Here is a 22,850-nt window from a genome sequence, read left to right as displayed (position 1 = left end):
AGACTTCACAAGGCAGGCGCACACGTGACCATGGACCAGTTGAAGCGGCAGGCTGCGGCGCGTGCGCTGGAGGAGGTGCGCGACGGCATGCAGCTCGGGCTCGGCACCGGCTCGACCGCCAAGCACTTCGTCGAGCTGCTCGGCGAGCGCGTTGCCGCTGGGCTCAAGGTGATCGGCGTGCCGACCTCCGAGGCGACGCGGGCCGATGCGGAGCGCTGCGGCGTCAAGCTGACGACGCTGGACGAGATCGACCATCTCGACCTCACGATCGACGGCGCCGACGAGATCGATCCCGAGCTCAATCTGATCAAGGGCGGCGGCGGCGCGCTCCTGCGCGAGAAGATCGTGGCGGCCGCCTCGGACCGCATGATCGTGATTGCCGACGACAGCAAATGGGTGCCGACGCTCGGCAAGTTTCCGCTGCCGATCGAGGTGATCCCGTTCGGGCTCGGTGCGACGCGCCGCGCGATCGAAAAGGCATTTGCCGAATGCGGCGTTTCCGGGCAAATGGCGGTCCGCAAGGCCAAAGGCGGGGACAAGGACGGCCACGTTTTCGTCACCGATGGCGGCCACTGGATCGTCGATGCCCAGCTCGGACGTATTACGGATCCCCCCGGTCTCGCCAAGGCGTTGAGCGCCATTCCCGGTGTGGTCGAGCACGGGCTGTTCATCGGCTTGGCCAGCTCCGCCGTTCTGGCGGGCGGCGGCGGAATCCGCGTGATTGAACGGCGCAAGCCGAAAGGAGACCAGGAATGAAGAACGTGTTGAAATTCTTGCCGGCTGCGGCTCTCGCTGCGGGATTGGCCCTTTCCGCCGCCCCGGTCGCCGCGCAGCAGGCGGGCCAGAAGGCTCCCGCGGCGCCGGCCCTGCCGAAGGCGTCGCCCGCGGCGATTGCGGCGGCCAAGGAAATCTTGCAGATCAAGAACGCCGCCGGGATGTATGCGGGCGCCGTGCCGGGCATGGTCGAGAAGACCAAGGGCGCGCTGATCCAGCAGAACCTGAATTACCAGAAGGACCTCAACGAGGTCGCGCCGATCGTGGCCCAGCAGCTCAATGGCCGCCAGAGCGAGATCGGCGAAGGCATGGCGCAGATTTATGCCAGCGAGTTCACCGAGCAGGAGCTGAAGGACCTCGTCACCTTCTACAAGTCGCCGCTGGGCAAGAAGCTGATCGATGCCGAGCCGCGCGCGATCGGGCAGAGCATGGCGTTCATGAACAGCTGGGCCCAGAACTTCTCGGAAACCGTGATGGGCGCCTTCCGTGCCGAGATGCGCAAGCGTGGCAAGGAGATCTGAGCGCACCTATCTGAAAGCTCGTTCCTGATAAGGGGTCGGAGTGGATAATGGCTGATTTCGACGTCGACCTCTTCGTCATTGGTGGCGGCTCGGGCGGCGTCCGTGCCGCCCGCATCGCGGCCGGCTACGGCGCCCGCGTCATGATCGCGGAAGAGTACCGCATGGGCGGCACCTGCGTGATCCGCGGCTGTGTGCCGAAGAAGCTGTTCGTGATCGGCTCGCACGTCCGTCACGAGCTCGAGGACGCCGCCGGCTTCGGCTGGACCGTGCCGCCCGCCAGCTTCGACTGGCCGACGCTGATCGCCAACAAGGACAAGGAGATCGCGCGGCTGGAGGCGGCCTACACCGCCAACGTCGAGAAATCAGGCGCGCAGATCGTCAAGAGCCGCGCGGTGATCGAGGACAAGCACACCGTCCGCCTGCTCGAGAACGACAGGAAGGTCACGGCGAAGTACATCCTGATCGCCACCGGCGGCGCGCCCAACCATGGCGCGGCGATCCCCGGCATCGAGCACGTGATCTCCTCCAACGAGGCGTTTCATCTTGCGAGGCTGCCGAAGCGGATCGTGATCCAGGGCGGCGGCTATATCGCGCTGGAATTCGCCGGCATCTTCGCCGGCTTCGGCTCCGATGTGACGGTAATCTATCGCGGCGACAACATTCTGCGCGGCTTCGACGAGGATGTCCGGACCCATGTCCGCGCCGAGATGGAGAAGCAGGGCATCACCATCCTCACCGGCTGCACCGTGACCAAGGTCGACCGCCACGGCGAGGACTTCACCACGCATCTGTCGAACGGCTCGAGCCTCGCCTCCGACCAAGTGATGTTCGCGATCGGCCGCCATCCGAACGTCGCCAATCTCGGCCTGGAGAATGCGGGCGTCGCCATCAATCCCGCCAACGGCGGCATCGCGGTCGACCATTTCTCCAAGAGCTCGGTCGACAGCATCTATGCCATCGGCGACGTCACCCACCGCTTCAACCTGACGCCGGTCGCGATCCGCGAGGGCCATGCCTTCGCCGACACGGTGTTCGGCAAGCGCGAGGTGCAGGTCGACCACGCCAATATCCCGACGGCCGTGTTCTCGCAGCCGGAGGTCGGCACTGTCGGCCTGACGGAAACCGAGGCGCGCGCGCAATTCAGCCACGTCGACATCTACAAGACGACGTTCCGGCCCATCAAGGCGACGATGTCCGGCCGCGACACCCGCGTGCTGATGAAGCTCGTGGTCGACGGCGCGACCGACCGCGTGCTCGGCTGTCACATCGTCGGCGATGCCGCCGCCGAGATCACGCAGGCCGTCGCGATCGCGGTGAAGATGAAGGCGACCAAGGCCGATTTCGACGCGACCATCGCGCTGCATCCGACCGCGGCCGAAGAGCTCGTCACCATGCGCACCCCGACCGCACGGCACGTGCGGCAGGCGGCGGAGTAGCTGCACGAGCGGGCTTTTGCTTGCTCGCCCGCCGCTCCGCGAGGAGGCGGGCAGGTATGCCCATGCTTCGCAAGACGCGGAGCCGCACCTTGGTCCACCTTTCTGAGCAATACGAGGGCGGAAGTTCCCGACGGGAACGTGCGCGCCGATTGAGTGCGACCTTGCTCGATTGATTTAAATCAAGCGCGCAAGGTGAAGGAAGAGAACTGATTGCCACCTGTGCCGCTGGCGCAAGCGTTCAAGTTCTGAAGACAGCAGCCGTCGGCACATTACTCCCCGGGAGGATGCTATGGTTCGATACGGTCTGATCGGCTTTGCGGCCGCGATCCTCGTCGCTGCCAGCCTTGTTCCTGATGATGCATCGGCACGCCGCGGTGGAGGTGGCGGCATTCGCGGTGGGGGAGGATTTCACGGTGGCGGCATGCGCGCGGGAGGCTTTCACGGCGGCGGCATGAGAACAGCTCACGTTCGGAGCGGCGCCGCTCACGCGGGACGCATTCACGGTGGTCGCGGCTATCGCGTGGCCGGAGGTCCTCGGCCTTCGCATCCAATAGCTGGACGTCCCGGTCGGCCGGGTTATCCAGGTGGTCCGATCGCCGGCCGTCCGGGGCGACCGATCGCGGGTTACCCCGGATACGGTGGTGGCTATTATCGACCGGGTTGGGGCTACGGTGCTGCCGCTGTAGGCGCCGCTGCTGCGGCGGGAGCGTACGGTTACTACAACAATAGTTGCTACTACGATGCCTACGGCAGGTATATCTGCCCAGGTCAATATCCGTATCAGTATTGAGCCGAGCGAGGGAGCGGGAGCGGCGGCGCTCCTCGCTCTTTCGCGATCGCTGCAGACAAGGTGCAAACTTCTTCGCGGCGCCTTGCCCTGGGCCAGGCAGGAAGCTTATCCCTCTTGCTGGCTCAGACTGGGCATGAGCGATACATGGCCTGCAGCGGGCCTCCGCTCAGAAATATCGTTCGCCGCGTTAGCCCGCCACGTTGTGCGATCCAGCGACGCACCGGCCCCGGATACATCGAATAGATCATGCGGGTCGCGCCTGGGTTTGTCACGGGCCGCCCTCGATGCCCAATGTCCCAAGCGGCGTGAAAGGCTAATTCTGCACGTGAAGTGACGCAAATCCTGTTGGAGGGTAAGGTCGCCAAGACAATCGTGCATGCAGATGCGCAGAAACCATCGATAATTACGTGCTGGCCTGAAGCGCGCAGCCGCTCATACCGATAGATATATTTCCCGATCCGTCCACCGGGGTCGTCTGCGATCCGCACGGCCGCCTCGCTTGCGCATGATCCAGCAAACATGAGCATTGTGATGAGAAGCCCCATCCAGCGTTTCATGCCTATCGCCCCAAAAGGTCGACTTCTTCCCTGTGCTCCATTTTGCCAATCAGAACCGCAGGAAATTGAATCTACATCAACGAGCGGCAGGACATGAGCGGCTCAGTCGGGGGGCCAGCTAGCAGTGCTCATCGCGTACGGAGCAAGAGGATGTGGGTCCTGATGTACGTCTTCTCCTACTCAGTCAGCCCGGCCGCCACCAGTGACAAGGCGGAATGGAGGCTCCTCCCGACAGTCGTGTTTCAGGAGTTCACGAGTGAAGAGCGATGCCGGAAGGCCAAGACGACACTTGAAGGCAGCTTGAGCGAGGCAGGAGCCAAGCTTAGAAGCGGTTTGGAAGATTTGAAGAGCCTCGGGAAAGCCGATCCGACGCAGCTCATCATTGCATACAACGTCGAATGCCTTCCGAAGTAAATTTCGGCCATGGGCCGGTGGGATCCCGAATCCGTGCGCGAATGCGGGCGGATCGAGGCTCAGCGAGCGCAAACCAGCTCTACCTCATGAGGCCCAACGTTCACTTTTGCACTGTTGTCCGCTAAGGTTCGATGTAGGATTGTCGGGCCGGAGAGGACGTAATTCATGCGAGACCGCGTTACCTAGCGCTCGCCGTCTCAGCCAGCATATTCACGATCACGGCCGTTTCTCTCCTCGCCCTTGGTTTTCGATTCCCAATTGGCGCATCAAAGCCGAACCGGGCCGCCCCTTTTGAACGCGACCCTTATGTTTTCGAGAGCGATCTCATCTGCCAAACATTTGGCTTGGGAGAGTGACCCATGCGGAGCGCCGAGGAGTGCCGCAAACTCGCGAGCGACTATCGAAGAAGGGCCGAGGAAGATGGAGTGTCACCGAGAATGGCGAACCTGTTCAAAAACATCGCAAACAGCCTAAGCGGCCTCGCGAGCCAGTTCGAACTTCTGACTGCTGTCGCAGCGGAGGAGTCACGAGACAGGACAAGACGCAAATGACCGACATTTTGCTCAGCCCTCACGAGAAGCGCTTTCTCAGGCGCTTGGCCGCCGGGAAAACGGACGCGGAGATCGCTGTCCGGCTTGGAGGCAGCCGCAAGCAAATCGCGGAACAGCGAGTGCGATTGTTGGGGAAGCTGGGACTCACGGCTCCAGAGGAGATCGCCGATACAGCGAAGCGACTTGCGAGCTGGAGCACCTACAGAGGTGTTACCTAACGAGGCCGGCATCACGTATTTTTCTCAAACGGCCTGCTGTTGGTCTCAAGTACGATTCCTGCGTCGGAAGACAACGGCAGCCTAGCTGCGAACCGGCCTAGCCGTACAAATACCCGACCGGCTTGCCTTCGGTGCGCAGGGGACGCACGTCCTTTTGCGTGATGATCTGACCGGCGAGGCCGTCGATCTCGTCGCGCTGTGTCGCCGTCCAGCTGCGCAGCTCGTTCATGCCCTTGAGCAGGCCGAGGCGGAGGACCTGGGTGTTTTCGCCGACGCCGATCAGGTTGATGGAATCCTTGCCCGCCGTCACCACGTCGCCGGCAGAGAGTTCAAAGCTCTCGCCGGACTTCTTCTTGAACTCGGCCGTGCCGCGAATGACGCGATAGATCACGACCTCGCCCTTGGCAAAGCAGGTCGCGTCCGCCGCGGCAGACGTGCTCTTCGGCAAGAGTGCGTGGCCACGCGGGTCGGTCGCGATGATGTGGCCGGTGACGAGATGCCCGCTCGGAATCTCGATGCCGATGTCGCGTATGTAAACCGGCATCGCCGATCTGACAGAACCATCGGTGAGCGGCTTGAACAGCGCGTCGAGCGCCAGGGGATCCTGAAGCCAGAAGCCGGCATCGGCCGGGCGGTCATGCAGCGGATGGCTCCAGGCCACGCGCGGCGTTTCGTCCTCATTGATCTGATCCGGGCCGACAATGGTCGGGTTCGGAAAGGTGGTGGGATCGGTGATGAAGGCTTCGAGAAATTTGCCGGAATAGCCCATCGAGATCGGATCGGGCACCACCGTCTGCGGCGTCTTCAAATTCTCTTGGGTCGACAGGCCCGACCAGGTGTAGAACAGCTGGCGATGCACGATCGCGCTTTGCAGCATCACCGCGCCCGGGCCGACATTGTACCAGCGGCCGTCATAGTCGAAGGTGAACGCGCCCGAGGTGACCAGCACGAGCTGAAAGCCGCCCGGCGGCAGATGCAGATGGAAGTCGGTAGGGCCGGTGTCGGGCCGGTAGATCGGCAGATTGGTGGCCACCTCGTGCAGCAGGAAGGTTTCGTTGTTGGCGTGGAAGCCTTCGTTGGCGCGGTTGTAGAGCGCCTGCGGCCGGTAGGTCGCCTCGAAATTCGCATTCTTGTCGCGATCGATCGCCACGAAGTCCTGATCGTTGAGGCGCAGCCGGGCGCCGTTCGGATGGGTGAGACCGGTGAATTTGATGTCTCCGGCAGCATGCACGTTCATGGCATTCTCCGATCTGAGGCCATTCATCCCGGAAGCCGAGCGCACGTGACTGGCCGCTCCTCATCGTGGCCGGGCAGGGACTTGGCCTGATGCGGTCTTGCGAATTTCAGGCCAGCCGGAGCGCAATGCGGCGCGCTGGTCCGCCGGCTGCACGCGACGCGCAAATAATCGAGATTGCACCTGAGGTTAGACAATAGGTGGCGCCGAACTCGCCCGACCTATCCTGGCAAGCCGTCAGTGGGCGCAGCGGCTTGTCTTGTCTAATTTGTCGGCATGCCCTGCAAAAGCGCATGCAGCCGGCCCCCGCTTCGGGCGCCCGGCACGGTTCAGTCGAATGATCGCGGGAGCGCCGGCTCGGGCTTGCCGGACGGGCTGCCTGCCCATTTCGCCATGTCCATGGCGCGCGCGTCGTAGCCTTCGCACCAGAGGCAGCTCGGCTCCGTGTGGCCGTGGGCCGTCAGCATCGGGACAAGCGCATGGCCGCAGCCGGGCAGGGTGTGGTGCGATTCATGCGCTTCTCCATGATCTCCGTAATTCAGGAATGGCATTTTCGTCGCGCAAGCTTGCGCGGGCGCTATGACGGCGCAGCAGCGCTGCGATGCACAGGCGCGCTCGTTCCCGACAGCGTAGAGGTAGCGATCCATTGTGACACGGCTGCGATGTCGTCGCCGCTTTCGCGATAGGCGCGAAGCTGGAATTCCGCCGAGCTGCCGCGCGCGACGATGGTGCGGCAGTGTTCGATCTCGGCGGAGCAGTGCAGTGCGGCTGCGTCCTCCGCAATGTCGTCGATCACCCCGGTGAGCAGCTCCGAGATCGTCACCGGTCCGTCCTTGGAGGCGAAGATGCAGTCGGTGCCGTAGCGCTGGGCGCGCCATTTGTTCTCGACCGCGATCGCGCGCTCGACCGCAGTGACCTCCCGGGACAGCTGAGGGCGCAGATAGAGATGCCGCGTCAGGCAGCGGTAGAGCGAGGCGATGGCAACCGCGTCGTCGACGAAGGTGCAGGTGTCGGGCGCGCGAAGCTCCAGCGTCGGATGGTTCATGGAGGGGCGCATTGCCCACCAGATGTGGCTTTCGTCCGGGATCACGCCGGAGCGCTGCAACGCGCCGACATAAGCGTCGAAATCCTGCTTGCCTTCGAACAATTCGGGCAGGCCGGTGCGCGGCAGCTCGGAATAAGCCGCGAGGCGGTAGCCCTTCAATCCGGTCTTGTGCGAATTCCAGAACGGCGAGGACGTCGACAGCGCGATGAACAGCGGCAGATGCGGCAGCATGGCCCGCATCACCGCCATGCGCTTCTCGGGATCCGGCAACTGCACATGCACGTGCATGCCGCACATCATGTTGCGGTGACCGATGCTGCGCAGATCCTCGATCATCTCCTCGTAGCGCGGTTTCGGGCTGGGCTGCGACATGCGCCAGACTGCGCTCGGGTGCGTGCCGCAGGCCATGATCACAAAGCCGTATTGCGCAGCGACGTTCGCGACCTCTCGTCGCAGGAAGCGCAGCTCCTCCCGCGCGTCGTTCACGTCGACATGAACGTTGGTTGCGACCTCGAGCTGCGATTGCAGCATCTCGCGCATGGCTTGGCCGCCGGTCGACCAGTTTGCCGATTCGAACAGCTCGTTGGGCGTGCGGATCGCGACCTCGAAGCTGCGGCGGTCAGCGAGGAAGTATTCCTCCTCGATGCCGAAGGAATATTCCGCCGGATTGCCGCCGCCGCCGGCAGAACGGATGACGACATGCTGCTTGTCCTCGGAGGGGGCAAGACGCAGCAGCTTTGAAACGTCTGAAGCAAATGTCATTGGCCACCGGCGCGGTCATTACCTGCGGGCGATAATCCGTCTGATGGTGGCCGGTTCCGCACCCAATGTACTGGAAATTGCAGGGTCGAACGGAACAATTTTGACGGCTTCGGACGCTCGCGCGATCAGGGCGTGGTTCGGCGGGACTTCCGCCCAGTCCGATTCCTTATCGAACGGCTCGGAGACGACGATGACTTGCCCGCCGTCCTCGCGGAAGTAGAGCGTGTTCGCGGCATCGTTCACCGAGACCCGAAATGCGTAGAGGTCGCGGCCGTTGGCAATCGCGCTGGTAAAGCGCAGCCGCTCCCGAAGCCCGCCTTCATTGACGAATCCGAGGAGCGATTGCAGCACGGACTGTGTCGCGCCGAGCGGATCGTGCTCGAGACCGGCCCCCATCATGGCCAGGAACACGGCTTCCGAATCCGTCGTGCCCAGCCGCGACGGATAGTAGGCATCGGGAATCAGCGCCTCGACTTTGCGCCGCAGCCGATTCCAGCTGCCGACGAACCCGTTGTGCATGAACATCCAGTGCCCGCAGGCAAAGGGGTGACAATTCTGCCGCGTCACGGCCGTGCCGGTTGCGGCACGCACATGAGCGAAGAACAGATGCGAGTGCAGATGCCGGCAGAGGTAGCGCAGGTTTTCGTCCGACCACGCCGGGCGCGTCTCGCGATAAAGGCCCGGCTCGGGGTGCTCGCCATACCAGCCGAGACCAAAGCCGTCTCCGTTCGAGCCCGCCGTGGACTGAAGCGAGCGGATGCTCTGCGCAATCAGCGAATGCTCGGGTTCGGTGACATAAGGCTCGAACGAGGTGGTTTCGCCCCGGTATGCGATCCAGCGGCACATGCGGGTTCCTGCCAGGCGGTTTGATGCGTCGCGAGGTGCATCAACACCTGTCACGGACGCATGGTTCCAGCTGCGAAAGGGTTGCATGACCGATCCCGCAACGCCGAACGGATGCGGCGGCTGGTCGCAGCCGGTCCGCCTTGATTCCGACAGGCGTACCTATAATTCTGAAGCGAACAAGAATCCGGGCCCCTCTGGCGAGGACGTCGACGTTCGTCGGCAAACCTCGCGATGTCGGATGACCAGTCCCGCGCGAATGCGATGGATCGGCCGATTGTCGGGCCCCCTGTTTCGTTTTCTCCGACCATTCGTCCCCATCGCAGCTCCGTGCGGCTATTTCGCAAGTTAAGGGAGCTACGATGTCCGGAACCAAGTCCTCAAATTCGATCGAGATCACGGAATCGTCCAGCCTGAATGAGCAGGCCGCGGCGGCCGTGGTGATCGTGGGCGCCCTGGTAGCGGTTGCTGACCGGCGCGTCTCACCCGTCGAACGCGACGAGGTGATCCGTTTCATCAGAGACCGCAAGCTGGCGCCGCACATCGGCGACGAACGGCTCCGTGCGATGTTCGACGAACTCGCCGAACGGCTCGAAGAGCCGGATTTTGCCAACGTCGTGATCGATACGCTGCGACCGGTTTCGAACCTGCCGCTGTCGTCGCATCTGGTGGAGCTGTCGGAGCGCGTTGCTGCCGCAGACGAGGACGTACATCCCCACGAAGTCCAGGCGATTAAATTGTTGCGCTTGCTGACGCTGGTGCTGCCGCGCGCGAAGCCGGTCGGGGCGAGTGCGCCGGGCCCCAAGCTGCAGGCCGCCTCGAAGGGGTAAGCATGAGCACGATTTCGAACGAGCGCGCCAGGCAAACCGAGGGGAACACCGAGCAGATCGCTGGTGGAGACCCGCGCCTGGCCAAGCTCGTCGACCGCCTGCCGCCGCGCATGAGCGACACCCTGACCTATCTGCTCAAGCCGTCCAGCCGCTGGGTCAGGATCCCCTCGGGCACGCTGCTGGTCGTCGGCGGTGTGCTCTCCATCCTCCCGGTGCTCGGCGTCTGGATGCTGCCGCTCGGCCTTGCTCTGCTCGCCGAGGACGTGCCTGCGCTGCGCTCCTCCCGTTCAAAAGTCTTCGACTGGATCGAGCGGCGCAAGCCGCATTGGCTCGATCCGTCTGCCTCTAGGAATGATCAATCATGACTGAACTCATCACCGCCGAAGCGCTGTCCGCGCTGTTTCAAGTCATCCTGATCGATCTCGTGCTCGCCGGCGACAATGCCGTCGTCATCGGCCTTGCGGCTGCCGGCCTGCCGGCCGAGCAGCGCCGCCGCGCCATCATCGTCGGTATCGCCGCTGCCACCGCACTGCGTATCGCCTTCGCCGGCGTTGCGACCCAGCTTCTGCAAGTGATCGGCCTTCTGCTCGCCGGCGGCGTGTTGCTGCTCTGGGTCTGCTGGAAGATGTGGCGCGAGCTGCGCGAGCAGGCCGCGCATTCGAAAGAACTCGCATTCGATAGTAACGGCGCAGGTGCTGCGCCGGTACAGCAGCCGGTAACGCAGAAGACTTTCGGCCAAGCGGCGGTGCAGATCGTCGCCGCCGACGTGTCGATGTCGCTCGACAACGTGCTCGCGGTCGCGGGCGCCGCGCGGGAGCATCCCTACATCCTGGCCTTCGGCCTGCTCTTGTCGGTTGGGATGATGGGCGTTGCCGCGGATCTGCTTGGCCGTTTGCTCCAGAAGCAGCGCTGGGTGGCCTATGTCGGCCTCGCCATCATCCTTTACGTCTCGTTTGAGATGATCTATCGCGGCACGCTGGAACTTGCACCGGTGATTGCGAGTCTCTGAGGCGACAATCTACCGCAGTCCGGAGTGATCAATGACGTCTGAACCCAAAGCACCTTCGGCGCGGGCCGCGCCGTTGCCACCGGTCGGCCTGCTTCCGAAGCTGATCTTCGGCTCGCGCTGGCTGCAGCTGCCGCTCTATGTTGGCCTCATTGTCGCCCAGTCCGTCTATGTGCTGTTGTTCCTGAAGGAGCTCTGGCACCTCGTCTTGCATTCGTTCGACGCCAGCGAGCAGCAGATCATGCTGGTCGTGCTCGGGCTGATTGACGTCGTCATGATCTCGAACCTTCTGATCATGGTAATCGTGGGTGGATACGAGACCTTCGTTTCCCGGCTGAACCTCAGCGGCCATCCGGACGAGCCGGAATGGCTCGGTCACGTCAATGCCAGCGTGCTCAAGATCAAGCTCGCAATGGCGATCATCGGCATCTCCTCGATCTCGCTGCTCAGGACCTTCATCGAGGCCGGCAATCTCGGCACGACCCGCAGCAATTTCACCGAGAGCGGGGTAATGTGGCAGGTGCTGATTCATATGACCTTCATCGTCTCGGCGGTCGGCATCGCCTGGGTCGACCGCCTCAGCGAGAGCGGCCATCGCAAGGCGGCCGAGCACGGCTGATAAGCTGGCCGCCCAATACCTCCCGAGCGGCCAATCCTGGAGCCCGCCTGATCGTCCGGTTGGGCGGGCTCTCTTTCGAGATCGATAAAATTGTCTGCAATCGGTTCAGTGCCGGCAAACGCTGCCGACAAGAAGCCGGGCGCCTTAAACCAGGCCTTTGGAACCGATCTGCATCCTGCCCGCAAAGGGCAGGGCATCGGCATGACAATTCTCAGGGAGATCGTCGCAGCGGTCGCGGGAGTCTACGCGCTCCTGCTGGTCTGTGACGCATTGTTCGGCGTCGGCGAGGCGCGCTTCGACGACGCTTATTACCGCGCAAGCTTCTACGCACCGCGGCCGAAGGAGTTTCGGTTCGCGAGCGACACGCCGCCGGCGGTGCGCGTCAGCGACGCCTTCGCGCAGTTCGCACCTAGCGACGCCAAGCCGAACCGGCGCTACTCGTCGCTGACGACGATCATCCGCTGACGCAGCCTCATTCCCCCTGAATCCATTCCGCGACGCCGCGCCACAGCGTGTCGCGGTGCTCGGGGCGGAAGAAGCCGAAATGGCCTATTCCCTTGGCGCCGACGTCGGACGGTTTGACCATCAGCACCTCCGGCTTGATCGCAGTGAATCCGCTCGCGAGCAGCTCGACCGCGGGCCGCGTCGCCCAGGGATCGTCGGAGAAACATAGCGAGCGCAGCTCGCCCTTGAACCTGGCGAAGTTCTCGAGTGCCGGCAGCTTTGAATCGAACAGATAGCGCGGGCTCGAGACCCATTCGGTCCATTGCAGGAAGACGCCCTTGGGCAAATCCTCGCCGACGCCGGCCCAGCCCGGTGCGTAACCGAGTGCATGGACCAGCGGAACGCCGACAAAATTCATGAAGGCGTAGACCCGGTATTTTTCCGGCGAGGTCATCAACCGCCATGTCGCGGCCTGCGAGGCCACCAAGGCTGCGCGCGAGATCTCGCTGTTGTTCGCGATCAGCCCGAGCGCCTGGCCGCCGAAGGAATGGCCGATATAGGCGAGCGGCAGGGCATGATAGCGCTCGCGCATCCAACTGACCGCGGCGGTGACGTCGAGCGCAGCCCATTCCGACATCGAGGCCTTGAAGCCGACCAGCGATTTTGGCTGGTTGTAGCCGACCATCGCCGGCAGGCGGGAATCGCCGATGCCGCGATAATCGTAGGTCAGCACCGCGCAGCCGCGATGGGCGAGGTAGGAGGCAAAGCCCCGATAGATCTTTCGCGGCACGGCGGTCGCCGAATTGATCAGGACGGCATGGCGCTTGGCGCCGCGCGGCAGGAACAGGGTGCCGGTCAGGGCATAGCCGTCGGCTGCCGGGAAGCTGATCTCGTCGATGAAAACGTCATCCAGTGCCGCGCCCATGGCGGTCGGTGTCCTGTCGGATTCCTCAAGCCTGCCCAAGCAAATGCGAATTCGGCTTTGGCCGCAAGGGTTTGCGCTGCGAAATGGATTTACAACTGGCGGGGCGTGGCCGGCCTGTGTATAAGGCGGCCCTCGCAACCCCTAGATCAGGTTGCGGTTTTTGCTTCACGGAGAGATTGCGATGTCCGAGCGGTGGACGCCCGAGTCCTGGCGCAGCAAGCCGGTGCTACAGGTGCCCGAATATCCCGACACCAAGGCTCTGGCCGACGTCGAGGCGCAGCTTGCGACCTTTCCGCCGCTGGTGTTCGCAGGCGAGGCGCGCAATCTGAAGAAGGCCTTGGGCCGCGTTGCGGCCGGCGAGGCCTTCCTGCTGCAGGGCGGCGACTGCGCCGAGAGCTTCGCCGAGCACGGCGCCAACAACATCCGCGACTTCTTCCGCGTGCTGCTGCAGATGGCGGTGGTGCTGACCTATGCCGGCGCGGTGCCGGTGGTGAAGGTCGGCCGCATCGCCGGCCAATTCGCCAAACCGCGCTCGTCGGCGACCGAGAAGGTGAATGGCGTCGAGCTGCCGAGCTATCGCGGCGACATCGTCAACGACATCGCCTTCACCAGCGAAGCGCGCATTCCCGATCCGCAGCGCCAGCTGATGGCCTATCGCCAGTCCGCCGCGACGCTGAACCTGCTCCGCGCGTTCGCCACCGGCGGCTTCGCCAATCTCGGCAGCGTGCATCAATGGATGCTGGGTTTCCTCAAGGATAGCCCGCAGTCACGCCGCTACAAGGAGCTGGCCGACCGCATCTCGGACGCGCTCAACTTCATGCGCGCCTGCGGCCTCGACCTCGAGAGCCATCCGGAGCTGCGTGCCACCGATTTCTACACCAGCCATGAGGCGCTGCTGCTCGGCTACGAGCAGGCCATGACCCGCGTCGATTCCACCACCGGCGACTGGTACGCGACCTCGGGCCACATGATCTGGATCGGCGACCGCACCCGCCAGCTCGATCACGGCCATGTCGAATATTTCCGCGGCATCAAGAATCCGATCGGGCTGAAGTGCGGCCCCTCGCTCAAGGTGGACGAGCTGCTGAAGCTGATCGACGTGCTCAATCCCGACAACGAGCCGGGCCGGCTGACGCTGATCGGCCGCTTCGGCTCCGACAAGATCGGCGAGCATCTGCCGAACATGGTCCGCGCCGTGAAGCGCGAGGGCCGGGTGGTGGTCTGGTCCTGCGATCCCATGCACGGCAACACCATCACCTCGACGTCCGGCTACAAGACTCGCCCGTTCGACCGCATCCTGTCCGAGGTCAAGTCGTTCTTCGCGGTCCACGCCGCCGAGGGCACCCATGCCGGCGGCGTGCATCTGGAGATGACCGGCCAGGACGTCACCGAATGTCTCGGCGGCGCCCGCGCGATCACGGATGAGGATCTCAACGATCGCTACCACACTGTCTGCGATCCCCGCCTCAACGCCGAGCAATCCATCGATATGGCGTTCCTGGTCGCGGAGCTGCTCAAGCAGGAGCGCGCCGGCAAGGCTCAGCCGATTCCGGCCGCAGCGGGGCTGTAAGACCTTGCTGCGGATCTGGAAGGCCACGATCAATTCTCGCAACGGGCTGGCCTTTGCGTTCCGGTCGGAGCAGGCGGTCCGCGAGGAGATCTTTGCGCTGCTGCTGTCGGTGCCGCTCGCCTGGTTCATCGGCGCCACCGCGATGCGCGCGGTCGAATTGGTGTGCTCTGTCGCTTTCGTGCTGACGGTCGAGTTGCTCAATACCGCGATCGAGAAGCTCGCCGACCGGCTGACCTTGGATCACGACAAGCAGATCGGCCGAGTCAAGGACATGGGCTCGGCCGCGGTTGGCGTTGCGCTCTTGATGACCGGCGCGTTCTGGATCATTGCCATCATCGAGCGATTGGGGTTCCTCTAGAGCGCGGAGACAATCCATTGCGCGTGGGTGTCCGAGGTCCCTTCACCTCTCCCCAACGGGGAGAGGTCGATTTGTGTCTCGCGATGCGGAGCATCGTCGAGCTCAAATCGGGTGAGGGAGCTCAGCTCCCACGAGATACCGTAACCCCTCACCCGAATTGCATCTCCGACGCAATTCGACCTCTCCCTTCGGGAGAGGTGAAAGCGAGCGCGCGATGACCGAACGTCTCGAGACATTCGCGGTCACGCTCGCCCAGCTCAATCCGACCATGGGCGACGTGGAGGGCAATGCGGCCAAGGCGCGCGCGGCGCGGGCGCAGGCCAAGTCCGGCGGCGCCGATCTCGTGTTGTTTCCAGAACTGTTCATCGCCGGCTATCCGCCGGAAGACCTGGTGCAGAAGCCCGCCTTCCAGGCCGCCTGCCGCGCCGCGATCGAAAGCCTCGCGCGCGAGACCGCCGATGGCGGGCCTGCGATGCTGGTCGGCACGCCCTGGGTCGAGGAGGGCATGCTCTACAATGCCTGTGCGCTGCTCGACGGCGGGCGCATCGCGAGCCTGCGTTTCAAGTGCAACCTGCCGAATTACGGCGTGTTCGACGAGAAGCGGCTGTTTTCGCGCGGCCCTGCCGCCGGTCCCGTCACTGTGCGCGGCGTGCGCATCGGTGTGCCGATCTGCGAGGACATCTGGCTGGAAGAGTCCGAGGATTACGAGAACGTGGTCGAGACGCTGGCCGAGACCGGCGCCGAGATCATCCTGGTGCCGAACGGCTCGCCTTACGCCCGCGACAAGAACGACGTGCGCCTGTCGGTCGCGGTGGCGCGCGTCACGGAGAGCGGGCTGCCGCTGGTCTATCTCAACCAGGTCGGCGGCCAGGACGAGCTCGTGTTCGACGGCGCATCCTTCGCGCTCAATGGCGATCTCTCGCTCGCGGCGCAGCTGCCGGCCTTCGAAGAAGGCATCGTCACGCTGCGCTTCAGCAGAAACGGCGACGACTGGCGCTGCAGCGGGCCGATCGCCGAGCTGCCCGAGCGCGACAAGGCCGACTACGCCGCCTGCGTGCTGGGCTTACGCGATTACGTCGCCAAGAACGGCTTTCCAGGCGTGCTGCTCGGCATCTCCGGCGGCATCGATTCGGCGCTCTGCGCGGCGATCGCTGTCGACGCGCTCGGCGTCGACCAGGTGCATGGCGTGATGCTGCCTTACCGCTACACCGCGCCGCATTCGATCGCGGATGCCGGCGAGCTCGCCGGCCATCTCGGCATCCGCTACGAGGTGCTGCCGATCGCCGAAGCCGTGACCGGGTTCGAGACGATCCTGTCCGGCATCTTCAAGAACCTGCCGCCCGATATCACCGAGGAGAACCTCCAGGCCCGCACCCGCGGCACGCTGCTGATGGCGATCTCCAACAAGACCGGGCTGATGGTGGTGACGACCGGCAACAAGTCGGAGATGTCGGTCGGCTACGCCACGCTTTATGGCGACATGAACGGCGGCTTCAACCCGATCAAGGACATCTACAAGACGCAGGTGTTCCGCCTGGCAAGCTTGCGCAATTCCTGGAAGCCGGAGGGCGCGCTCGGCCCTGCCGGCGAGGTGATCCCGCCCGACATCATCACGCGCCCGCCGACCGCGGAGCTGCGCGAGAACCAGACCGATCAGGACTCGTTGCCGCCTTACGACGTGCTCGATGCCATCCTGGAGCGCCTGGTCGAGCGCGAGGAGCCGCTCGACCAGATCATCGCCGCCGGCTTCGACCGCGAGACGGTGATCCGGATCGATCATCTGCTCAACGTCGCCGAATACAAGCGCCGCCAGGCCGCGCCTGGGGTGAAGGTGACACCGAAGAATTTCGGCCGCGACCGCCGTTACCCCATCACCAACCGTTTTCGCGACAAGGGCCAGCCGTTGCCGGCGACGGATGAGGCGCTGGTGTCACGTGGAAGCACGGCGTCAATCGACGCATTCGAGGGGTGAAGCCTAGCCTGAGCGACGGCAGGCGCTATGACGGGGTTGCGAAAAACAGCACCCTCAGGAAGCGCGTGTATTCGGATTCGAGCGCCATGATCGCCACAAATACGAATACCACGACCGGCGGCAGCAGGATGGCATAGGTCAAGGCCAGCCGCTCCCAGGCCATGTGCATGAAGACGGCGACGATCAGGCCGGCCTTCAACATCATGAACAGCAGGATCAGCGACCACCTCAGATAGCCATGCAGGCCAAAGTAGTCGACGAGGTAGGAGAACGTGCTGAGGACGAACAACCAGCCCCAGACCACGAGGTAGAGCTTGATCGGGTGCTGTTGCCCCTCGGCGTGAACGGCTTCCATTGCGACTGCGCCGTGCGCCGGAGCGTGGAGCCGCTCTTCCATGTGTACCGCCGCGTTTGTCATGCGCCGACCTCACCAAAGATAGAAGAATGCGAAGATGAACACCCACACGAGATCGACGAAGTGCCAGTATAGGCCCGTGATCTCGACGATCTCGTAATTCCCCCTTCGGCTCGTGAAGAAGCCGCGCCTCTCGACGTCGAAGTCGCCACGAAAGACCTTTCGCGCGATGGCGATCAGGAAGATCACACCGAACGTCACATGGGTGCCGTGGAAGCCGGTGATCATGAAGAAGCTCGCACCAAACTGCGGGGCGCCCCATGGATTGCCCCAGGGCCGGACGCCCTCCATGATCAGCTTGGTCCATTCGAAGGCCTGCATTCCGACGAAGGTCGCGCCGAAGGCTGCAGTGACCAGCATCAGGATTGCGGTTCTCACCCGATCGCGGCGGTAGCCGAAATTGACGGCCATCGCCATCGTACCGCTGCTGCTGATCAGCACGAAGGTCATGATGGCGATCAGGATCAGGGGCATGTGGTTGCCCCCGATATCGAGGGCGAAGACTTCGCTGGGATTGGGCCACGGCACGGTCGTCGACATGCGCGCCGTCATGTAGGAGAGCAGGAAGCAACTGAAGATGAAGGTGTCGCTGAGGAGGAAGATCCACATCATGGCCTTGCCCCAGGACACGTTCTTGAAGGCGCGCTGATCGGACGCCCAGTCGGCGGCGATGCCGCGCCAGCCTTCAAGCCGCGCAGGCGATTGGCCCGGATTTGTCAGCACGGTCTCAGCCATCTGGTCTCGCCTCCTAGCTCAGCAATTGGCGGCAGATGTCGATGAAATCGTCGGTCCAGCCGGTGAGAAGACCGAGCAGGACAAGCCAGACCAACAGCAGGAAGTGCCAGTAGATGGCGCACAGCTCCACGCTCAAGCGCATGTCGGCGATCTCGGCGCCGCGCCACATCTTGGCCGAGGTTCGGCCCAAGGCCACCAGACCGCCCGTCAGGTGCAGCCCGTGCACTGCGGTCAACAGGTAGAAGAAGGAATTCGATGGATTGGACGCCACGAAATATCCCGCAGCCCCGAGCCGTTGCCAGGCCAGGAGCTGCCCGGCGAGGAAGATCACGGCAGATGCTCCGCCCGCGAGCAGACCGATCATGACGCCTTCGGTATCGTGTCGGCGCGCGGCCACGTAAGACCATTGCAGCGCGACACTGCTCAGGACCAGGACGCCCGTGTTGACCCACAGCAGCCGCGGCACCGGCAGCGGCCGCCAGTCCACCACGCTCATGCGGATGGAGTAGGCGCTGATGAAGAGGATGAACAAGGCGCTCGCGACCGCGAGAAACACGCCAAGTCCGATCTTCGCTGCCGGCCAGGTTATGGCATCGCCGCCGGGGAAGTCACCGGCCGGGCCTTCCTCCAGCCAGGGCTTGGCCGTCAGGCGCTGTTGCGACAGCCACCATCCGGCGATCACCGCAAGCACAGCCAGGAACAGGATGATGGCGCTCACGAAGCAGCTCCCTGAACGAGCTGAGTCGCGCGCGGCGGCTGGTTCTGCGGAATGAAGTCCTCCGCGGCACCGGGCACACTGTAATCATAGGCCCAGCGGTACACGACAGGGAGCTCCTTGCCCCAGTTGCCGTGCGCTGGGGGCGTCTCCGGCGTCTGCCACTCCAGCGTCGTCGCCCGCCACGGATTGCCGCCTGAGGCCTCACCTTTGAACAGGCTCCAGACAAGGTTGAACAGGAACACCATCTGGCTAAAGCCGACGATCAAGGCCACCACGGAGATGAAGGCGTTGAGTGAATGGGCCGAGGACGGGATGAACGTCGTATCCAGGAGTTCGAAATACCGGCGCGGGACCCCGAGCAGTCCAAGATAGTGCATGGGGAAGAAGATCAGGTAGGCGCCGAGGAAGGTGACCCAGAAGTGAAACTTGCCCATGGCCTCGTTCAGCATCCGCCCCGTGACCTTTGGGTACCAATGATAGATCGCGCCGAGCACGACCATGATCGGCGCCACGCCCATCACCATGTGGAAATGGGCGACCACGAACATGGTATCCGAGAGGGGCACGTCCACGACGACGTTGCCGAGGAAGAGGCCGGTGAGCCCGCCGTTCACGAAGGTGACGATGAAGCCGAGGGCGAACAGCATCGGCACCGTGAGATGAATGTCGCCGCGCCACAGGGTCAGCACCCAGTTGTAGACCTTGATCGCGGTGGGGATTGCGATGATGAGCGTCGTGGTGGCGAAGAAGTACCCGAATTGCGGGAACATGCCGCTCACATACATGTGGTGCGCCCATACGATGAAGCTGAGCGCGCCGATGGCTACGATCGCCCAGACCATCATGCGATAACCAAAGATGTTCTTGCGCGCATGCGTGCTGATCAGATCGGAGACGATGCCGAAGGCGGGCAGGGCAACGATGTAGACTTCGGGATGACCGAAGAACCAGAACAGGTGCTGGAAGAGCAACGGGCTGCCGCCGCCATGTTTCGATAGCGTGCCCATCTCGAGGAGGGCGGGCATGAAGAAGCTGGTTCCCAAGAGACGGTCGAACAGCAGCATGACCGAGGCAACGAACAATGCAGGGAACGCGAGGAGCGCCATAACGGTCGCCGTGAAAATGCCCCACACCGTCAGGGGCAGGCGCATCAAGGTCATGCCGCGCGTGCGCGCCTGCAACACAGTGACCACATAGTTCAGCCCGCCCATGGTGAAGCCGATGATGAACAGGATCAGGGACGCGAGCATGAGAAGGATGCCCCAATCCTGCCCGGGCGTTCCTGAAAGGATTGCTTGCGGCGGGTACAGCGTCCAACCGGCGCCGGTGGGGCCACCGGGCACGAAGAATGTCGAGGCAAGCACCAGGACTGCGAGCAGGTAAATCCAGTAGCTCAGCATGTTCACATAGGGGAAGACCATGTCCCTGGCGCCGACCATCAGCGGGATCAGGTAGTTGCCGAAGCCGCCCAGGAACAATGCGGTGAGCAGGTAAATCACCATGATCATGCCGTGCATGGTGATGAACTGGAGGTACTGGTTGGCATCGATGAAAGAGAACGTGCCGGGGAATCCCAGTTGCAGCCGCATCAGCCACGACAGCACCAGGGCCACCAGCCCGATGGCCGTGGCCGTCAGCGAATACTGAATGGCGATCACCTTGGCGTCCTGCGAGAACACATATCGTGTCCACCAGCTCCGCGGATGATAGAGCTCGACGTCAGGTACTTCGGCAGGCGGGATGCCGGGGATTCCTTCATATGGAACATCGACCATAGAACCTCCTCGGTCGTTCCATCGGGGGGAGGCGCTGGCCTCTTGCGCCCGATCTATCTTCGGCGGCAGCTTGCTACTTGCTGCCGGATTGGTACGTCGTCTTCACGACGGCTTTTGCCGGCGATAATTCTGCGAACGTTTTTTGTTGCTCCAGCCAAGCGTGATATTCGCGCTCTTCGTCGACGATGACCTTGGCCCGCATTTGATAGTGAGCAGTGCCACAAAGCTCCGCACAGAGGACATCGAAGGTTCCGGTTCGGATCGGCGTCATCCAGAAATAGGTCACCATGCCTGGAACCATGTCCATCTTGGCCCGGAATTCGGGCACGTAGAAATCGTGCAGGACATCAACCGAGCGGAGGAGAACCTTGACCGGCTTTCCGACTTGAAGGTGCAGGTCGCCGCTCTCGATCACGACATCGTCCTGCGCGTGCCGGTCGTCACGATTGAGCCCCATCGGATTGTCGGAAGCGATGTTGCGGACATCGGATGTGCCCAACTGCCCATCCTTGCCCGGAAGGCGGAAGCTCCACTGCCATTGCTGGCCCATGACCTCGATCTCGGTGGCATCCGCAGGCACCGTCACGAACTGGTGCCAGACCACGAGGCCAGGCGCCAGCATGGCCGCGACGCCGACGCCGGTCCCGACGCTCAGCCACCATTCGAGCCTTTTGTTTTCCGGATTGTAGTCAGCCCTTCTTCCCTCTCTATGGCGAAAGCGGAAGACGCAGTAAGCCATGAAGGCGATCACGGCGACGAAAACAAAGCCCGTGATCCAGAACGTGATGTTGATCGTGTGGTCGATATAGGCCCAGTTCGTGGCGATCGGCGTCCACCACCACGGGCTGTAGATGTGAAACAGCACCGAGCCGATCGCGACCAGAAGCAGTATCAGTGCGACAGCCATCCTGATCCATCCTTGCCATCGAAGGCTACGGATACGAATCCCGGGCGGAGCTCATGTCTGTCGCGATGGCTGGCCTTTCTTGGCATATGCCATCGCCGGCCTCTTGCTTCGCCCAGTCCACCGATCGCGAAATCAAGAGAACGCTCGCGACCTTCAACTCTAAGGGCGTCTGCGTCTAAAATGATCCCAGCCTAATCCGGCGTCAATAGAGCAATAGAGGTGCCCGAATTGGTGTGATTGCCGGTGCTGGCAAACCGACAAGCATCCGGCGCCTATGTTCGGTTTGGGTGATGCAACGCACAAATCCGTGCGGGTGCGCAATTCACCCAACCGTGAGTGCAGTCGTGCTCCGCGCGCGCTAAGCTTGCCGGGCAGGTCGCGACGGGTTCCGTCCGGCCAGGCTCGGTTACTGAACCTGGGTTGCCGTACCAGACCCATCGCGTTTCCTGCTCGTCAGGCGGACACGCGTGGCTGAAGAGCGCGTGTTGTCGAAAACCGCGATTTTCAGCACGGGAGGGTCCGTACATGGCCACTCTGTACTCCCACGACATCAGGCGGCGCGCATTCGGCGAAGCGACCTCCTATCCCATTCGCAAGATCAGCTTGTCCGACCTGACCGAGGTCCTGCGCCTGGGTTGGGGTGATTTCCAGGCGATGCCGAGTCACGCGATCGTCGTGTGCCTGATTTATCCCGTTCTCGGTCTCGTCCTGTTCAGGATGGTGCTCGGCTATTCGGTGCTGCCGCTACTGTTTCCGCTGGCCGCCGGCTTTGCCTTGATCGGTCCTTTTGCCGCGATCGGTCTCTACGAACTCAGCCGTCGTCGCGAGCGCGGCGAAGAGGTCGAAGCATGGGATGCGATCAAGGTGCTGCGCGCACCGTCGTTCGGCGCCATGGTCGAACTCGGCGTGCTCCTGCTGGTCCTGTTCGGGGCCTGGATCGGTGCCGCGAACGCAATCTATGTCGCGATCTTCGGTCACGCTGCGGCCGCAAGCATACCCGACTTCGCAACGCGCGTGCTGACGACACCCGAAGGCTGGTCGCTCATCATCATCGGTTGCGGTGTCGGCTTCCTGTTTGCGGTTGTGGCATTGTGCGTTAGCGTCGTGTCATTTCCGTTGATGCTGGACCGTCATGCGACGGCGATCGACGCGATCCGCACGTCGCTCCGAGCGGTGGCGGCGAATCCGGTTGCGATGGCCGGATGGGGCCTCATCGTGGCGGCGCTGCTCGTGATCGGCTCGCTGCCGCTCTTCGTCGGTCTCGCCGTCGTTCTGCCGGTGCTCGGTCATGCCACCTGGCACCTCTATCGGCGGGTGGTCGAGCCCAATCCGAACCCACCGGATGCACCGCTTCCGCCCCGGAAGGGCAGGCGCTACGCAGCAGACTTTCCGGCCAATCTCTTCCCGTGGAGCCGCGAGGGCGAGCCGTAA

At 63.3% G+C, this 22,850-nt stretch carries 25 protein-coding genes; 14 read left to right on the top strand and 11 right to left on the bottom strand.

Translation table 11 applies throughout. From position 1 onward, the window contains the following. Nucleotides 1–24: 24 nt before the first annotated feature. Genes rpiA through gor form a run of 3 tightly spaced genes read left to right on the top strand, consistent with a single transcriptional unit; the run spans nucleotide 25 to nucleotide 2,731 of the window. Entirely contained in the window at nucleotides 25–756 is a 732-nt protein-coding gene (rpiA, locus tag I6F37_RS10160; RefSeq protein ID WP_036001558.1) for a ribose-5-phosphate isomerase RpiA, read from the top strand. Further along, the gene (locus tag I6F37_RS10155; RefSeq protein WP_036001556.1) at nucleotides 753–1,295 is read left to right on the top strand and encodes a DUF2059 domain-containing protein; all 543 of its coding nucleotides are present in this window, start codon (nucleotides 753–755) and stop codon (nucleotides 1,293–1,295) included. The genes rpiA and I6F37_RS10155 overlap by 4 nt, the downstream gene beginning before the upstream one ends. A 47-nt stretch (nucleotides 1,296–1,342) precedes the next feature. Next, nucleotides 1,343–2,731 (top strand): glutathione-disulfide reductase, encoded by a 1,389-nt coding sequence (gene gor / locus I6F37_RS10150; RefSeq protein ID WP_036001552.1) that lies wholly within the window; start codon nucleotides 1,343–1,345, stop codon nucleotides 2,729–2,731. 912 nt (nucleotides 2,732–3,643) lie between these two features. On the opposite strand, the gene I6F37_RS10140 is transcribed toward gor, so the two are convergent. After that, entirely contained in the window at nucleotides 3,644–4,078 is a 435-nt protein-coding gene (locus I6F37_RS10140; RefSeq protein ID WP_036001546.1) for a hypothetical protein, read from the bottom strand. A 162-nt stretch (nucleotides 4,079–4,240) separates the two neighbouring features. On the opposite strand from I6F37_RS10140, the gene I6F37_RS10135 reads away from it, so the two are divergent. Then, entirely contained in the window at nucleotides 4,241–4,492 is a 252-nt protein-coding gene (locus I6F37_RS10135) for a hypothetical protein (protein ID WP_225151078.1), read from the top strand. Nucleotides 4,493–5,039: 547 nt separating this feature from the next. Further along, nucleotides 5,040–5,261, top strand: a complete 222-nt coding sequence (locus tag I6F37_RS45895; RefSeq protein ID WP_036001543.1) for a LuxR C-terminal-related transcriptional regulator — start codon at nucleotides 5,040–5,042, stop codon at nucleotides 5,259–5,261. 97 nt (nucleotides 5,262–5,358) lie between these two features. Here I6F37_RS45895 and I6F37_RS10125 read toward each other — a convergent pair whose 3' ends face one another. From I6F37_RS10125 to I6F37_RS10110, 4 genes are all read right to left on the bottom strand, one after another. Next, the gene (locus tag I6F37_RS10125; RefSeq protein ID WP_225151076.1) at nucleotides 5,359–6,498 is read right to left on the bottom strand and encodes a glucuronate isomerase; all 1,140 of its coding nucleotides are present in this window, start codon (nucleotides 6,496–6,498) and stop codon (nucleotides 5,359–5,361) included. Between the two features lie 326 nt (nucleotides 6,499–6,824). Further along, the gene (locus I6F37_RS10120; protein ID WP_225151074.1) at nucleotides 6,825–7,046 is read right to left on the bottom strand and encodes a hypothetical protein; all 222 of its coding nucleotides are present in this window, start codon (nucleotides 7,044–7,046) and stop codon (nucleotides 6,825–6,827) included. Between the two features lie 26 nt (nucleotides 7,047–7,072). Beyond that, entirely contained in the window at nucleotides 7,073–8,302 is a 1,230-nt protein-coding gene (locus I6F37_RS10115) for a carboxylate-amine ligase (protein ID WP_225151073.1), read from the bottom strand. Nucleotides 8,303–8,320: 18 nt separating this feature from the next. After that, on the bottom strand, nucleotides 8,321–9,148 hold the full coding sequence (locus I6F37_RS10110; protein WP_225112816.1) for a class II glutamine amidotransferase: 828 nt from the start codon (nucleotides 9,146–9,148) through the stop codon (nucleotides 8,321–8,323). 359 nt (nucleotides 9,149–9,507) lie between these two features. Between I6F37_RS10110 and I6F37_RS10105 the strand changes: the two genes are divergently transcribed. The 5 genes from I6F37_RS10105 to I6F37_RS10085 all read left to right on the top strand — a co-directional run bounded on the left by I6F37_RS10105 (nucleotide 9,508) and on the right by I6F37_RS10085 (nucleotide 12,065). Next, nucleotides 9,508–9,975, top strand: a complete 468-nt coding sequence (locus I6F37_RS10105; RefSeq protein ID WP_225112792.1) for a TerB family tellurite resistance protein — start codon at nucleotides 9,508–9,510, stop codon at nucleotides 9,973–9,975. A 2-nt stretch (nucleotides 9,976–9,977) separates the two neighbouring features. Further along, nucleotides 9,978–10,340, top strand: a complete 363-nt coding sequence (locus I6F37_RS10100; protein WP_036022245.1) for a hypothetical protein — start codon at nucleotides 9,978–9,980, stop codon at nucleotides 10,338–10,340. Next, nucleotides 10,337–10,984: a TerC family protein gene (locus I6F37_RS10095; RefSeq protein WP_036022248.1), complete on the top strand. Its 648-nt coding sequence runs from the start codon at nucleotides 10,337–10,339 to the stop codon at nucleotides 10,982–10,984. Before I6F37_RS10100 ends, I6F37_RS10095 begins: the two co-directional genes overlap by 4 nt. 31 nt (nucleotides 10,985–11,015) lie before the next feature. Beyond that, nucleotides 11,016–11,600 carry a TIGR00645 family protein gene (locus I6F37_RS10090; protein WP_036022249.1) on the top strand — a complete coding sequence of 195 codons (585 nt, stop codon included), beginning with the start codon at nucleotides 11,016–11,018 and terminating at the stop codon, nucleotides 11,598–11,600. A gap of 201 nt (nucleotides 11,601–11,801) precedes the next feature. Beyond that, a complete protein-coding gene (locus I6F37_RS10085) occupies nucleotides 11,802–12,065 on the top strand; it encodes a hypothetical protein (RefSeq protein WP_036001521.1) in 264 nt (87 codons plus the stop codon). 7 nt (nucleotides 12,066–12,072) lie between these two features. Here I6F37_RS10085 and I6F37_RS10080 read toward each other — a convergent pair whose 3' ends face one another. Continuing rightward, nucleotides 12,073–12,969 carry an alpha/beta fold hydrolase gene (locus tag I6F37_RS10080; protein ID WP_225112793.1) on the bottom strand — a complete coding sequence of 299 codons (897 nt, stop codon included), beginning with the start codon at nucleotides 12,967–12,969 and terminating at the stop codon, nucleotides 12,073–12,075. Nucleotides 12,970–13,150: 181 nt separating this feature from the next. Here I6F37_RS10080 and I6F37_RS10075 point away from each other — a divergent pair, with 181 nt between their 5' ends. The 3 genes from I6F37_RS10075 to I6F37_RS10065 all read left to right on the top strand — a co-directional run bounded on the left by I6F37_RS10075 (nucleotide 13,151) and on the right by I6F37_RS10065 (nucleotide 16,869). Further along, nucleotides 13,151–14,539 (top strand): class II 3-deoxy-7-phosphoheptulonate synthase, encoded by a 1,389-nt coding sequence (locus tag I6F37_RS10075; RefSeq protein WP_225141419.1) that lies wholly within the window; start codon nucleotides 13,151–13,153, stop codon nucleotides 14,537–14,539. Between the two features lie 4 nt (nucleotides 14,540–14,543). Next, nucleotides 14,544–14,897: a diacylglycerol kinase gene (locus I6F37_RS10070; protein WP_036001513.1), complete on the top strand. Its 354-nt coding sequence runs from the start codon at nucleotides 14,544–14,546 to the stop codon at nucleotides 14,895–14,897. 214 nt (nucleotides 14,898–15,111) lie between these two features. Beyond that, nucleotides 15,112–16,869: an NAD+ synthase gene (locus tag I6F37_RS10065; RefSeq protein ID WP_225151071.1), complete on the top strand. Its 1,758-nt coding sequence runs from the start codon at nucleotides 15,112–15,114 to the stop codon at nucleotides 16,867–16,869. A 25-nt stretch (nucleotides 16,870–16,894) separates the two neighbouring features. On the opposite strand, the gene I6F37_RS10060 is transcribed toward I6F37_RS10065, so the two are convergent. From I6F37_RS10060 to I6F37_RS10040, 5 genes are all read right to left on the bottom strand, one after another. Further along, nucleotides 16,895–17,287 (bottom strand): cytochrome C oxidase subunit IV family protein, encoded by a 393-nt coding sequence (locus I6F37_RS10060; RefSeq protein ID WP_225151069.1) that lies wholly within the window; start codon nucleotides 17,285–17,287, stop codon nucleotides 16,895–16,897. 9 nt (nucleotides 17,288–17,296) lie between these two features. Next, nucleotides 17,297–18,019 (bottom strand): heme-copper oxidase subunit III family protein, encoded by a 723-nt coding sequence (locus tag I6F37_RS10055; protein WP_036001504.1) that lies wholly within the window; start codon nucleotides 18,017–18,019, stop codon nucleotides 17,297–17,299. Nucleotides 18,020–18,032: 13 nt separating this feature from the next. Next, the gene (locus tag I6F37_RS10050; protein WP_225151067.1) at nucleotides 18,033–18,737 is read right to left on the bottom strand and encodes a cytochrome c oxidase subunit 3; all 705 of its coding nucleotides are present in this window, start codon (nucleotides 18,735–18,737) and stop codon (nucleotides 18,033–18,035) included. Continuing rightward, the gene (locus I6F37_RS10045) at nucleotides 18,734–20,512 is read right to left on the bottom strand and encodes a cbb3-type cytochrome c oxidase subunit I (protein WP_036001499.1); all 1,779 of its coding nucleotides are present in this window, start codon (nucleotides 20,510–20,512) and stop codon (nucleotides 18,734–18,736) included. Before I6F37_RS10045 ends, I6F37_RS10050 begins: the two co-directional genes overlap by 4 nt. A 73-nt stretch (nucleotides 20,513–20,585) precedes the next feature. Further along, complete coding sequence (locus tag I6F37_RS10040; protein ID WP_225151065.1) at nucleotides 20,586–21,419, bottom strand: cytochrome c oxidase subunit II; 834 nt, start codon at nucleotides 21,417–21,419, stop codon at nucleotides 20,586–20,588. Between the two features lie 525 nt (nucleotides 21,420–21,944). On the opposite strand from I6F37_RS10040, the gene I6F37_RS10035 reads away from it, so the two are divergent. After that, nucleotides 21,945–22,850, top strand: a complete 906-nt coding sequence (locus tag I6F37_RS10035) for a DUF2189 domain-containing protein (protein WP_036001493.1) — start codon at nucleotides 21,945–21,947, stop codon at nucleotides 22,848–22,850.

Source organism: Bradyrhizobium sp. NBAIM08, from assembly GCF_020193935.1.
GTDB classification, from domain to species: domain Bacteria; phylum Pseudomonadota; class Alphaproteobacteria; order Rhizobiales; family Xanthobacteraceae; genus Bradyrhizobium; species Bradyrhizobium yuanmingense.
The sequence above is the reverse complement of the archived record's forward strand: the minus strand, read 5'-3'. Positions and strand labels throughout refer to the sequence as shown.